Origin of the sequence: Mesorhizobium sp. B2-4-2, from assembly GCF_006442845.1 — a bacterium.
GTDB lineage: Bacteria > Pseudomonadota > Alphaproteobacteria > Rhizobiales > Rhizobiaceae > Mesorhizobium.
Map to the genome: position 1 here is coordinate 233,041 of NZ_VFVM01000001.1, position 13,899 is coordinate 246,939.

Here is a 13,899-nt window from a genome sequence, read left to right on the forward strand (position 1 = left end):
CGGACCGCGTCAGCCCTGGCGCGGCACGCCCCTGGCAAGCAGGTAGACGAGATACGGCCCGCCGAGCAATGAGGCGAACAGGCCGACAGGCAGTTCGTACGGGAAAGCCGCCATGCGCGACAGCCAGTCCGATATGGTCATCAGCAAGGCGCCCAGAAGCATCGCCCCGGCAAGATGAATGCGTGCGCGCCAAAAGCCGAGGAGCCGGGCAAGGTGTGGCGCGATCAGGCCGACGAAGCTCAACGGGCCGACGATCAAAGCGGCCAGCGCGGTCAGGAGCGCGCTGACGACGACCAGCATCAGCCGCCCGCCGGCTACGGGCACGCCAAGTCCGCGCGCGCTGTCGGCCCCGAGCGGCAGGATGTCCAGCCAGCGCGCGGCAAGAAAAAGCGGCAGCGTCAGTGGCAACAGGCAGGCCAGTGCAACGGATGCGTCCAGGGCGGTCGCCTGGCCGGTCGAGCCGCTCAGCCAGCGCAACAGCATATAGGACTGTGCATTGCCCATCGCGATCGTCGCGGTGATCAGCGCGCTACACAGCGCGCTCATGGCAATGCCGGCAAGCAGCAATCGGTCGGCGCCGAACTTTGCCTTGGCGGCGATGGCCAGCATGGCGGCCAGTGCCGCCAGTGAGCCCGCGGCCGAGCCGGCGAGCTGCCAGCCAAGCCCGGCCGTTGCGCTGACCGTCAGCACGGCGGTCAGGCCGGCGCCCGCGCCGGTGCCGACGCCAAGCACTTCGGGGCTCGCCAGAGGGTTGCCGGTAACGCGCTGGATGACCACGCCCGCCGCCGCGAGCATCGCGCCGGCGGCCGCGGCCACGCCGACACGCGGCGCGCGCCAGGAGACGAGATCGGCCAGCAGGTCGCAGCCGGCGATCGACCACCCTGCCGGTCCACGCCCGACGACGAGAGCCAAGGCGGCGGCGGCAAATGTGAGCGCAAGCAGGACGAAGATGATGAGCCATGGCCGGCGAGCCTTGCGCGGTGCCGCGCCATTGGAACCGAGATGCGGCCATTCGAACATGCGCAACCGCGGCAGCAGCCACAGCAGCAGTGGGCCGCCCAGAAGCGCGGTTCCCGCGCCGGTCGGAATACGCTCGCCGCCGGAGCCGGCGGCCAGCTGGACCAGCCCGTCCGTCAGCCACAGCAGTACCGCGCCGATCAGCGGCGCGGCGATCAGCTTCTGCCGCAGGGTGCGCGCGCCCGAAAGCATGGCGAGCGCCGGCGCGGCAAGGCCGACGAAACCAATGACGCCGATCTGCGCCGCGACCGTCGTTGCCATCCATACCGCAAGAGCGATGATGAGAAAGCGGCTGGTGTGGCGGGCAACGCCAAGGCCGCGAGCCGAGGCGTCGTCGAGGCCAAGGATGGTCAGCGGCCGCGCCAGCATCAGCGCCGCGGCGGCGCCGGCCGCCAGCCTGATCGTCAGCGCGATGGCCGGTCGCCAATCCTGCTGCACCAGCGACCCGCCGCCCCAGATGAACAGCGAGAACAGGTAATCGCCATTGGCGAGGATCAGCGCGGCGCTGACGGAACTCGCGGTCAGCGCCACCATCATTCCGGCGAGCACGACCGACACCGGCTCCAGCCCGCGCCGCCAGGTCAACGCCAGCACCAGCAGCACAGCGGCGGTGCCGCCGGCAAAGGCCACCAGCCCTTGCGATCGCTCCATCAGCAACGGCGCGTAAAGCGAGGCGAGCGTCATCGCCAGTTGCGCGCCGCCCGAAATGCCGAGCGTCGATGGTTCCGCCAGCGGATTGCGCAGCACATGCTGCAACAGCAGGCCGGACAGGCCGAGCACGGCGCCCGCCAGCACCGCTACGACGGCGCGCGGCAGCGAGCTGTAGAACAGGATGACATGGCGGAGATCGCCCGGCACCGATGCCGGCTGCTGCATGCCGACGCGCCATGCGAACAAGAGTGCGGCCAGCCCCGCGAGCAGGCCCCACAGGATGATGGGCGACAGCGCGCCGCCGATGGTGCGGTGAGGTATCTCGCTTCGGGCCACAGCGCGCTCCGTCACGAAGCATGACCCGCAAGCGCCGCCGTCGCCAGGCGCGCGAAGCGGCGGGCCGACGGCAGGCAGCCGAAATGGTTGATGGCTTCGAGCACCGCGACGCGGCCCTGGCGCACGGCCGGCAGCGCGTTCCACAAGGCATTGGTGGGAAGCGAGCGCCCGACGTCCGCCGGCAAGGGCGAGACGATCAGGATGGAGGCCTCGGGCACCCGCGCCAGCGCCTCCAGGCCAACGGGTGCTGCCGCGCTGTAACTTGTCTCGTCGGACCAGGCATTGACCAGGCCGAGCCGCGTGAGCACGTCACCGAACATGGAGTCCCGGCCGAAGGCGCGGAAGTGCCTGGAGTCGCCGAGGCTAATGACAAAGACCGGCCGTGCGGACCTGGTTGGCAAGGCGGCGCGACGCCGCGCTATGTCGTCGGCGGTTTCGTCGAGGTAACGCTTCGCCTCGGCCGGTCGTCCGAGCTTCTCGCCCAGCGCCAGCGTCGCTGCCTCGGCAAGAGCGTAGGGCGGTACTCCGGCCTCGTAGACGGTTTGCGCGAACACCGGCGCTATGCGTTCCAGAATCGGGCGTTGGTACTCGTAGAAATTGGAGATGACGATCAGGTCCGGCGCGACGATGCGCAACAGCTCGTAGTTGGGCGTGCCGCGCAGTCCGAGATCGGTCACGGTTTGGGGAACGGCAGGCTCGACCGCAATCCTGCGGAACTGGATCAGTTCGGTCGCCGCCGCCGGCTCGACGCCGAGCGCCAGAAGCGTTTCCAGCATGCCCCAATCGATCGCGGCAACATTTGGGGTCGCAGTCCTGCCGGCAACCGGCGGCAGCAAGGCCGCGGCCGTTAGCGCAAGCACCTGCCGTCTGTTGGGCGGATGGATCATCGCCGGTGGGTTCGGTCCATGACTACCAACTCGTGTGCGCCTTCAGCTTGAAGGAGCGGCCTTCGCCGTAGGAGCAGGTGAGCGTTGTCTGGCAACTCGACACATAGCTCTTGTCGAAAAGGTTGGTGATGTTGAGGTCGACGCCCCAGTTCTCTTTCTCGTAGCCGAGCTTCAGGTCGGCCAGCGTTACCGCCGGAACTTTCGATGTATTCTCATTGTCTGCCCATGAGGAGCCGATATAGCGCAAACCGCCGCCAATCGAGATGCCGTCATACCAGTCGCCACGGAAGGTGTAATCGACCGATGCGGAAGCCATCACTTCCGGCACGATGAAAGGCGTCTTGCCGATGAGCGCCGGGTTGGCGTCCTTGGTGATGTCGATGTCGTAAGCTGTGAATGCACCGGTAACCCGGAAATCCTCCGTCACGTTCACCTTGCCTTCGAGTTCGACGCCGCGTGAACGCACCTCGCCGGTCTGCATCTGGGTGAAGGGAGTGACATTCGACGGCACGTTCTGGCGGGTCAGGTCGAACAGCGACAGGGTGAACAGGCCATCGACAAAAGTCGGCACGTATTTCACGCCGACTTCGTATTGCGTGCCCTCTTCCGGCTTGAACAGATTGCCCATCGCATCGGTGCCGATGATCGGATTGAAGAAGGTGGCGATGCTGGCATAGGGGGTTACGCCGTTGGCAAACTCATAGGCCAGGCCGGCGCGGCCGGAGAAGTCGCCAACCGTGCTGCTCTGCGTGCTGGAGCCCGCCGAGTAATAGGTCGGGCGGTTGTCGGCTTCGAGCCAGCCACGGTCGTAGCGGCCGTTCAGTGTCACCAGCCAACCATCGCCGAAGCGCATTTGATCCTGTGCATAGAAGCCAAGCTGCTTCTGCGTCAGGTCCTGATTGAGATAGCTGACGCGAGGCGTCAGCGGCGAACCGTACACCGGATCGAAAGCGTCGATCGGATTGTCATAATTGGGATCGTAGAGGCCGGAAGACTGTACCTGGTCGATGTTGTAATATTTGAAATCGACGCCAGCGAGGATCGTATGTTCGATCGCACCGGTTGCCACCTTGCCTTCGATCTGGTTGTCGGCGAGGAACGTCTTGGCCGTGGTGTCGTGATCGAAATTGATGCGCGCCAGCTCGGTCGGCCCTCCGATGGTTGACCAGCCGTTCGGATAGACGCTGACCTCGTCGATGTCGGCGGCGGTGAAACGGGCGCTGGAGCGAACGGTCCAGTCGTTGTCGAACGTGTGCTCGAACTCGTAGCCGAGGGAGTCCTGTTCGCGCTTGTAGAGATCGATGCTCGGCTCCGTGAAGTTCGCATCGGGATCGATGCGGCCATAGTTCACGCCGCCGACAATGTGATCGACCACGGTGCCATCGTAGGGCAGGAAGCTGCCGCCATTATGGTTCTCGTCGATGTGGCTGTAATTGGCCAGTATGGTTAGCGTGGTCGCTTCGTCCGGCTTCCAGCTAATGCTCGGCGAGATGAAGCCGCGCCAACCGTTCTGCAGGTCGCTGTTGGTATCGCCGCCGGCGACCTTGCCCGTCATCCGGTAGCTGACCGTGCCGTTGTTGGCGACGTCGCCGATGTCGAAGCCGAGATAGACATTGCCGGCATCGTTGATGCCGGTTTCGACACAGCGCGTGCGTTCGAAGTCTGGGCGCTTGCTGACATAGTTGACCAGGCCGCCCGGATTGCTGCCGCCATAAAGCACCGAGGCCGGCCCCTTCAGCACTTCGATGCGCTCAAGGCCGAAGCTGTCGACATAGAAACCGCCGAAACCATAACTGAACAGCTGGAGGCCATCCATGTAGGTGCCGGTGGCCGTTGCATCGAAGCCGCGAATGTACATCCAGTTGGTGTCGCTGTCGGGACCGAAGGGTTGGGCAAAGACGCCGGCGGTGTAGCGCAGCGCCTCGTCAGCTTTCTGTGCACCCTGATCCTCGATCTCCTGCCGTCCGACCACCGAGACGGATTGCGGGACCTCCTTGATGTCGGTCGCCGTCTTGGAGCCGGTTCTGGTCGTCTTGGCGACGACGCCGTCGACCGGCCCGGTCGCGCTATCTCCGGCCTCGCCTTCGACCACGACCGGTTCGAGCTGGGTGCTGGATTGCGCCGTCTGCGCGAACGCCGGCATTGGCGGGATCATCGCGGCAGCTGCGACGCCAGCCGCCAAAAGCGCCTTGATCCGGTAAATTCTGCTCATTCAGGAAAGTCCCCGCCTGTCGTCGTTGAGATACTTGATGGTTTACCTCAACTTATCAACGGGTCATTGGACTGATTTGGGCGGCTTGTCCATTCTTGTCCAAACCACTGATATCGCGGTGCCGTGTTGCGGAAATGTCACCGGCGGCCGGCGCTCTTCATCCACGCACCCGGGGTCAATCCGACCACGGACTTGAACACGCGGGTGAGGTGCGCCTGGTCGAAGAAGCCGGTGGCCTGGGCGATGTCGCCAAGCGAGGCAGCCTCATGCGCCATCATCGCCTTTGCCCTGTCGATCCGCACCTGCATGTGCCAGCGGTGCGGCGGCACGCCCGTTGCCGCCTTGAAGGCATGGCTCATCGCGGTTTCGGACAGGCCGGTCAGCGCGGCAAGATCAGCAAGGCGGATCCTGTCCAGGCAGTGGGCGTCGATGTAATCCGTGACGAGGCGCAGTTTGCGGCGGGGCAGGGGCGACCGGCGCCTGGCGGCACTTGGCCGGTCTATCCGGAAAAGGCATGCGAACAAGGCGTTGAGCAGACCTTCGCCATAAAGATCATGCAGGTTCCACTCGCTGCCGCATTCAGCGGCGATAAGGCCGGCAAGCGTAGCGATCCGATCATCGCGAAACTGGAGGCGCGAGATCTGCAAGGCATCGCGATCGAGGCTGCGGCCGAAGCGGCGGGTCAGTGTCGCCGCGTCGAAATGCAGGTCGAGATGCCTGATCCGTTTGAGTCCCTCGACGCGGCCGCGGATCGGCACCCCGGCCGGTATATAGGCTGCGGAAAACGCCTGGTTGTGGCGGCGCGGTTCGCCCTGGGCGCCTTCGACGACGAAGGCACCGTCGCCGTCGATATCGAGAGCGACGAACAGCCGGGGGTCGGGAGAGATGTAGTAACCCTCGGCATTGTCACCGCATGAGACGTCCCAGAGGTCGGCGACCACGCCGTCCCAGACGTGCCATTTCAGGTCGCCAATTACGGCAAATCCCTGAATCCGGCTCTCCATGCGCGCGACGAAGGTCAATTCTGCTTATCCCAGGCATAACATGATAGAAACTATCATGTTATGCCCGGTCAGCGACAGCACCGCAAGCCCTTGCGTCGAAGGTCGTGCTGAGCCGACGCCGCTGCTGTCGGTCAGCGCAGCCTCAGACGCTTTCGAGATAGGTCTCGATCTCGAAGTCGCTGACGTTGAGCGCGAACGTATTCAGTTCCTGGCGTTTGCAGGCGATGAAAGAGTGGCGCAGGATCGCCGGGAAGATCTCCGCCACATGCGTCCCGCTTTCAAAGGCCGCGATCGCGGATGCCCAGTCCGGCGGCAGCTTGGCCGGGGCAAGGCCTTGCCCGTCGTTCCCGGTTGGGTCGCCCGGTGACATCTGCCTTTCGATGCCGACCAGTGCCGCGCCCAGTATGGCGGCAAGCACAAGATAGGGATTGGCGTCCGCTCCCGACACGCGATGCTCGATCCGGCGCGCACCAGTCGGGCCGCCGGGAATGCGGATCGCGACCATGCGGTTCTCGTAACCCCAGGCGACGGCGGTCGGCGCGTAGGATCTCGGCCGGAGCCTGCGGTAGGAGTTGAAATGCGGCGCGAACACCAGCGTGCTCTCGGCCATCGCCGCCAGCAGTCCGCCGACAGCGTGGCGCATAATGCCGGAGCCCTGGTCGGTGCCGTCGTCGAAGACGTTGCGCCCGTTGGCGTCGACAAGGCTGAAATGGACGTGGAAGCCGTTGCCGGCTCGGTCGCCATAAGGCTTGGCCATGAAGCAGGCGGCAAAGCCGTGCTTGCGGGCAATGCCCTTCACCGTGCGCTTGAACAGGACGGCGTCGTCGGCCGCCCGCAGCGCGTCCGCGACATGGTTCAAATTGATCTCGAACTGGCCGACGCCGTTCTCGGCAATGGCGGTATCGACGGGAATGCCTTGTGCTCGGCAGGCTTCGTAGATGTCGTGGATGAAGGCTTCGAAGTCGTCGATCTCGTCGATTGACAGTGCCGCGTCGGAATCCAGACGCCGCCCGGTGACCGGCGAGACAGGCCCGACCGGTCGCTGCGATTGCGGGTCGACAAGATAGAATTCGAGCTCGGTGGCGGCCACAGGCGTCAGGCCCAAAGCCTTGTAGCGGTCGAGGATACGGGCCAGTGCCCGCCGGGGATCCCCGAGATACGGTGCGCCGCCTTCGTCGGCGAGCCAGAGCGGGATGAGGGCGGTCGGATGCGCCGTCCAGTTCACCGGAAGGATGCCGCGGCCGGTCCATTGGCACAATCCGTCTGCGTCGCCGGTCGAGAACACCAGCGCGTTGCCTTCGATATCCTCGCCCCAGATGTCCAGCCCGATCAGCGAATAGGGCATGCGCAGCTTGCCCTCCAGTGCCTTGCGCGCCTGCTCGACGGGGATGCGCTTTCCCCGCATGATGCCGTTGAGGTCGCACACCGCGGCCCTCAGGCTCTGGATGTCGTTTCGGTTCTCAAGCCAGCTCAGAACGTCCGCAATTGCATCGCCCAATTTCCAACCTCTGGTTTCGAAGGTGCCCGAGCCCTGATCGGCCGCGCTGTCCCTGGTAAAAATGGCTTGTGAGTTTTCGGGATCCATATCAGGCCGCAGCCGGATGTTTCCCTATTTATTCAAGTCATTAGCTGGGATGTCGGGAGGCATTTCAAAACCAGTTGCGCGATCTGCGACCGAAACATAGAGGCAAGAGCGTGGAAAGCCAAGGCTCGGCATCGGGCTTGGCGCGCGCAGGGTGAAGCCGGGATGCCGGCATCACTCTCGGGCATGCGCGGCCGTCGTGGGGATATGAAACGTCCCTATCACAAATCTTGACCTTCCCCGCACTTGCACCTCTGGCCGCTCTCTGGCTTTTTGGGACACCCATCCGAGCGGACTGATTCGTCACGCCGCTCTGCGTCGATTGCCGTTTTGCGGTGTGATCGATCTGGCGGGGCGTGAAGCGCGAGCGACTGGCGAAGGAGAAGACGCATGGCCGAGTTCAAGAAGCCCGAGATCTCCGAGATGAGACCCAAGATCACCGTTGTCGGCGTCGGCGGCGGCGGCGGCAACGCCATCAACAACATGATCGCCGAGCAGCTTCAGGGCACCGAATTCATTGCCGCCAACACAGATGCACAGGCGCTCACCATGTCCAAGGCGACGCGGCTGATCCAACTCGGCGCGCATGTGACCGAAGGGCTGGGCGCCGGATCGCTTCCCGAGATCGGCCGCGCCGCGGCCGAGGAATCGCTGGACGAGATTATGGACCATCTGGCCGGCACCCACATGTGCTTCGTCACCGCCGGAATGGGCGGCGGCACCGGAACCGGCGCCGCGCCGGTCATCGCCCAGGCGGCGCGCAAGGCAGGCATCCTGACGGTCGGCGTCGTCACCAAGCCGTTCACTTTCGAGGGCAGGCGCCGCATGCAGATGGCCGAAGAGGGCATCGAGCGGCTGCGCGAAAGCGCCGACACCGTGATCGTCATCCCCAACCAGAACCTGTTCCGGATCGCCGACGCCAAGACCACATTCGCCGATGCCTTCGTCATCGCCGACCGGGTGCTCTATGCCGGCGTCAGCTGCATCACCGATCTCATCGTCAAGGAAGGCCTGATCAACCTCGACTTCGCCGACGTCAAATCGGTGATGCGCGGCATGGGCCGCGCCATGATGGGAACCGGCGAGGCGTCAGGCGATAGCCGGGCGATGAAGGCGGCGGAAGCCGCCATCGCCAACCCGCTGCTGGACGAAATGTCGATGAAGGGCGCCAAGGGCGTGCTGGTCTCGATTTCCGGCGGCCGCGACATGACCCTGTTCGAGGTGGACGAGGCCGCCACGAGAATCCGTGAAGAGGTCTATGAAGACGCCGACATCATCGTCGGCGCCATCTTCGACAAGAGCATGGAAGGCCGGTTCAGGGTTTCGGTGGTGGCCACCGGCCTCGACCGCGGGCTCGGCGTGGAAGATGCCGATGCCGGCATGGCGCACGACCATTCCATGCCATTCGCGGCGCGGACGTTGCAATAGGCGCTGCTCGCCGGCGGCCTTGGCCGCTGCCGGGCACCTCGACGTCGCCGGCGCACCACCAAGTTCAGCCTGGACCTGATCACCCGAAAGCGGCTTGCCGAATGGTGCGATCCGCTCACCGGCGAATGCTGGGCGCCGCCGCTTCGCCTGGACGGCGACGATGGTGATCGAGTTCCTGTGCGAAACGTAAGTCGACACCGCTTTCTTTCGCTGCCGCTGTGACCCTGACCGGTGCCACGCCCGGTGTTCGCTCGTCCATTCTCGTTGAAAATCAGCGTTTGCAGGCGCTTGGCGCTTGACTCCGATGCGTCCATGTGAAAAATTTTGCAGAAACTGAAAAAAATATCAGAGGGCGGAACGTGGTTGGATTTGGAAACGGCCTCTTGCGCGATGATGAAACCGGCATGGCGGCACGCGCCGCCTGGCTTCATTACGCCGGCGGCCTGACCCAATCCGAGGTTGCCAAGCGCCTCGGGCTGACCAGCCTCAAGGCCCACCGCCTGATCACCAAGGCCAATCAGGAAGGGCTGGTGAAGGTCTATATCGACGGCGAAGTCTCGGAATGCGTGGAGCTCGAGGACGAGCTGTCGCGCCGCTACGGCCTCGATTATTGCGAGGTGGTTCCCGATTTCGATTCCGAGGAGTTGCCGCTCAAGGCGCTCGGCATCGCCGGCGCGCAATTCCTCAAGCGTGAGATCGAACGCGGCGAGCAGGCGCTGATCGGCGTCGGCCATGGCCGCACGCTCGCCGCCTGCGTGGAATACCTGCCGCGCAGCTCGACAGACAAGATCCGCTTCGTTTCGCTGCTCGGCGGCTTGACGCGGAAGTTCTCGGCCAACCCGCATGACGTCATTCACCGCCTCGCCGAGCGCACCGGCGCCGAAGCCTATGTGATGCCGGTGCCAATGTTCGCCAACACGGTGGACGACCGCGCGGTGTTGCTGGGACAGAAGGGCATCAGCGAGGTTTTCGATCTCGCAAGATCCGCCGACCTTTTGTTTGCCGGCATCGGCACGGCCGAACGCGAAGCCTCGCTCGTCGCCACCGGCATGATCGAGAAGGGCGAGATGGAGGAGATCCGCCGCAATGGCGGCGTCGGCGAATTGCTCGGCCATTTCTTCGACGATGCCGGCAAAGCGGTGGCGACAACCCTTTCCAATCGGGCGCTGGCGCTGGCGCGCGAGGACATCGCCAGCCGCCGGATCGTCGCGGTCGCCGGCGGCAAGGTCAAGGTTCGAGCCGTCAAAGCGGTGCTGGAGGGCCGCTATCTCAAGGGCCTGATAACTGATGAGCGGACAGCGCGATCGCTCGTGGAGGAGACGCCAGTCGGGTAGCCGGCGTCGGTTCAGTTAAAACTACCCTGTGGAGGAGAAGACCAAATGCATGAGAAAGAGAAAGACCTCATTGACGCTTTCCTGCGCGGACAAGTCGACCGTCGTGGGCTGATCAAGGGCCTGGGTGCGATGGGCCTTGCCGCCGGCACGGCCGGTACGCTGCTCAATTTTGGGCAGACCCGGGCGCTGGCCGCCGACTTCGACTGGAAGGCGCACCAGGGCAAGACCATCAAGCTCCTGCTCAACAAGCATCCCTATGCGGATGCGATGATCGCCAACCTCGAAAACTTCAAGCAGTTGACCGGCATGAATGTCGTCTACGACGTGTTCCCGGAAGACGTCTATTTCGACAAGGTCACGGCCGCGTTGTCGGCGAGCTCGCCCGAATACGATGCCTTCATGACCGGCGCCTATATGACCTGGACCTACGGCCCAGCCGGCTGGATCACCGACCTCAATGAATGGATCAAGGATCCGGCCAAGACCAACCCCAACTATGCCTGGGATGACTTCCTGCCCGGCGTCAAGAACTCCTGCGCCTGGAACGGCAAGCCGGGCGGGGCCCTGGGGTCCGAAGACGCCAAGCAATGGTGCATTCCGTGGGGCTTCGAACAAAACAACATCACCTACAACAAGGGGATGTTCGACAAGGCAGGCGTCAAGGTTCCCGGCAATATGGACGAGATGGTGGCCGCGGCCGCCAAGCTCACCAAGGATGTCGGCGGCGGCGTCTACGGCATTGGCGTGCGCGGGTCGCGCTCCTGGGCGACGATCCATCCGGGTTTCCTTTCGGCCTACGCCAATTTCGACCAGAAGGACCTGAACGTGTCGGCCGACGGCAAATTGTCGGCCGCCATGAACACCGCCCAGTCCAAGGCTTTCCACAAGCAATGGGTGCAGATGATCCAGGAAAGCGGTCCGAAGGACTGGTCGACCTACACCTGGTACCAGGTCGGCGCCGATCTCGGCGCCGGCGCCTCGGCGATGATCTTCGACGCCGACATCCTCGGCTACTTCATGAATGGCGGCGACAACAAGATGGCCGGCAAGCTTGCCTTTGCCGCCTTCAAGGCCAACCCGGAGGCCAAGGCGCCAACGCCGAACATCTGGATCTGGTCGCTGTCGATGTCCAACTTCTCCAAGGACAAGGACGCCACGTGGTACTTCATGCAGTGGGCCTCCGGACCCGAGCATGCTCTGTTCGGCGCCACCAAGATGGATTTCGTCAATCCGGTCCGCCAGTCGGTCTGGAAGGATGAGACGTTCCGCGAGAAGCTGAACAAGAGCTATCCCGGTTATGTCGAAATGTTCGACGCCTCGGCGCCGGGCGCCTCGATCAAGTTCACGGCGCAGCCGCTGTTCTTCGATCTCACCACCGAATGGGCGGCGACGCTGCAAAAGATGGTGGCCAAGGAAGTGCCGGTGGACGAGGGTCTCGACAAGCTGGCCGAAAGCATCAACGGCCAGCTCAAGGAAGCCGGCCTCGGCTAGATGTAACAGAGGACCGGCCAGCCTTGGCAGGCCGGTCCTCACCTGACCTTTTCAAGATTGCGACGCGGGGCCGTAAGGTGGCCGCCAATTCGCCCGACCGGCCGCCTTGCTCCCTTGGGCGGCCGGCAGGGCGGAGCGACAGGGACAACGGAGCAGCACGATGACTGCGGTGGTATCGCAAAGGCCCAAGCCCTCGGGCTTCAGGATCAGCAAGAGAGTGCTGCCCTACGTGCTCAGCCTGCCGGCTCTGCTGGTCTGCATCGGCATCCTGATTCCGTTCCTGACCTCGGTCGTCTATTCCTTCCAGCGCTATCGGCTGAGCCAGCCCTGGGCGCGGCAGTTCAACTGGGGCGACAACTATATCTCCTTCTTCACCGATCCGAAGTTCTGGAACACGCTCAAGATCTCGCTGCTCTATGCCGGCACCACGGTGGTGCTGGAACTGCTTCTCGGCCTCGCCATCGCGCTGCTTTTGCAGAAGCGCTCGACCCTGAACAACTTCATCTCGATCATGCTGCTGATGCCACTGATGACGGCGCCGGCACTGGCCGCGCTGATGTGGAAGCTGATGACCAATCCCGGCTTCGGCGTGCTGAGCTATCTTGCCAGCCTCATCGGCTTACAGGACTTCCGGTGGGCCTCGTCGCCGTCGACGGCTTTGTTCACCGTCGTTCTCGTCGATATCTGGGTCTACACGCCCTTCATCATGATCCTGCTGCTTGCCGGCCTGCGCAGCCTGCCGACGCAGCCCTTCGAGGCCGCGGCCCTCGATGGCGTGCCGAGGAGCTTCGTCTTCTTCCGCATCACGCTGCCGATGCTGACGCCGTATATCCTGACGGCGACTTTGTTCCGCCTGCTCGATTCCATCCAGCAGTTCGACATCATCTACGCCATGACGCAAGGAGGACCGGGCGACACGCTGACCGTCTTCCAGGTCGAGGCCTATCTCAACTTCTTCCAGTCGACCAATGTCGGCCGCTCGGCGGCGCTGATGATCATCCTGTGGGCAATCACCTATTTCCTCTCCAACATCTTCATCAAGAACTGGCTCAGGCTGCGCGAGCGCGCCCGTGGCCAGGCATAGGAGGAGGCAGCCATGGAACACACCTCCTTGCTTGAACGCACCCTGCGCGGCGCGGCACTCACGCTGGTCGTGGTCTTCTTCATGTTCCCGATCGTCTGGATCCTGATGATGTCGTTCCAGACCAACGAGACCATCCTGCGCATTCCGCCGCAGCTGGTCTTCGAGCCGACGCTCGCCAACTACACCGCGCTGATCACCGGCAAGCTGACGACCGCCGCCGGCACGCTCGACATCGCCTTCATGCGCAACCTGTGGAATTCGGTGTTCCTGTCGGTGACCTCGGTCGCGGTCTCGCTGCTGCTCGGCGTCCCGGCGGCCTACGCCTTCGCGCGGCACAAGTTCCGCGGCTCGGAGGACATCGCCTTCACGCTGCTGTCGTTCAGGTTCGCGCCGGCCCTGCTGGTGCTGTTGCCGCTCACGCTCTATTTCCAGAAGCTCGGGCTGGCCAACACCTATATCGGGTTGATCTGGGTCTACCAGCTGATCTGCCTGCCGCTGATCCTGTGGATCGTGCGCGGCTATTTCGAGGATATTCCGGCCGACATCGAATATGCCTATCGCATCGGCGGCCATTCCTGGTTTGCCACCTTCCGCAAGATCGCGCTGCCGCTCGCCGGCCCCGGCATCGCCGCTGCCGGCCTGCTTGCCTTCATCTTCGCCTGGAACAATTTCGTCTTCGCGCTGGTGCTGGCCTCGGCCGACAAGCAGCCGGTGACGGTCGGCGCGCTCGCCTTCATCACCTCCTCGGGCATCCAGTACGGCCAGATCTCGGCGGCCATCGTCCTGTCGATCACGCCGACGCTGGCGCTCGCCCTCTATGCACAGCGCTATCTGGTCGAAGGCCTGTCGCTCGGCGCGGTGAAGGGGTAGTTC

10 protein-coding genes are annotated in these 13,899 nt (G+C 64.0%); 5 read left to right on the top strand and 5 right to left on the bottom strand.

The window, feature by feature from the left end; translation table 11 throughout:
* Positions 1-9: 9 nt before the first annotated feature.
* The 5 genes from fhuB to FJ942_RS01180 all read right to left on the bottom strand — a co-directional run bounded on the left by fhuB (position 10) and on the right by FJ942_RS01180 (position 7,605).
* Positions 10-2,004 carry a Fe(3+)-hydroxamate ABC transporter permease FhuB gene (gene fhuB, locus FJ942_RS01160; RefSeq protein WP_210243337.1) on the bottom strand — a complete coding sequence of 665 codons (1,995 nt, stop codon included), beginning with the start codon at positions 2,002-2,004 and terminating at the stop codon, positions 10-12.
* An 11-nt stretch (positions 2,005-2,015) separates the two neighbouring features.
* Positions 2,016-2,864 carry an ABC transporter substrate-binding protein gene (locus tag FJ942_RS01165; protein WP_224680222.1) on the bottom strand — a complete coding sequence of 283 codons (849 nt, stop codon included), beginning with the start codon at positions 2,862-2,864 and terminating at the stop codon, positions 2,016-2,018.
* A gap of 49 nt (positions 2,865-2,913) precedes the next feature.
* The gene (locus tag FJ942_RS01170; RefSeq protein WP_140897103.1) at positions 2,914-5,103 is read right to left on the bottom strand and encodes a TonB-dependent siderophore receptor; all 2,190 of its coding nucleotides are present in this window, start codon (positions 5,101-5,103) and stop codon (positions 2,914-2,916) included.
* Between the two features lie 137 nt (positions 5,104-5,240).
* On the bottom strand, positions 5,241-6,125 hold the full coding sequence (locus tag FJ942_RS01175) for an AraC family transcriptional regulator (RefSeq protein ID WP_181169536.1): 885 nt from the start codon (positions 6,123-6,125) through the stop codon (positions 5,241-5,243).
* Between the two features lie 124 nt (positions 6,126-6,249).
* Positions 6,250-7,605: a glutamine synthetase family protein gene (locus FJ942_RS01180; protein WP_140897104.1), complete on the bottom strand. Its 1,356-nt coding sequence runs from the start codon at positions 7,603-7,605 to the stop codon at positions 6,250-6,252.
* A 474-nt stretch (positions 7,606-8,079) separates the two neighbouring features.
* Here FJ942_RS01180 and ftsZ point away from each other — a divergent pair, with 474 nt between their 5' ends.
* The 5 genes from ftsZ (at position 8,080) to FJ942_RS01205 (ending at position 13,896) form a co-directional block, all read left to right on the top strand.
* Entirely contained in the window at positions 8,080-9,117 is a 1,038-nt protein-coding gene (gene ftsZ / locus FJ942_RS01185) for a cell division protein FtsZ (protein WP_140497755.1), read from the top strand.
* 359 nt (positions 9,118-9,476) lie between these two features.
* A complete protein-coding gene (locus FJ942_RS01190) occupies positions 9,477-10,451 on the top strand; it encodes a sugar-binding transcriptional regulator (protein WP_181165158.1) in 975 nt (324 codons plus the stop codon).
* A 45-nt stretch (positions 10,452-10,496) separates the two neighbouring features.
* Positions 10,497-11,942, top strand: coding sequence for an extracellular solute-binding protein (locus FJ942_RS01195; protein ID WP_140559298.1), 1,446 nt, complete (start codon positions 10,497-10,499; stop codon positions 11,940-11,942).
* Positions 11,943-12,102: 160 nt separating this feature from the next.
* Positions 12,103-13,026: a sugar ABC transporter permease gene (locus FJ942_RS01200; protein ID WP_013896837.1), complete on the top strand. Its 924-nt coding sequence runs from the start codon at positions 12,103-12,105 to the stop codon at positions 13,024-13,026.
* A 12-nt stretch (positions 13,027-13,038) separates the two neighbouring features.
* Positions 13,039-13,896, top strand: coding sequence for a carbohydrate ABC transporter permease (locus FJ942_RS01205; protein WP_140629088.1), 858 nt, complete (start codon positions 13,039-13,041; stop codon positions 13,894-13,896).
* Positions 13,897-13,899 lie beyond the last annotated feature (3 nt).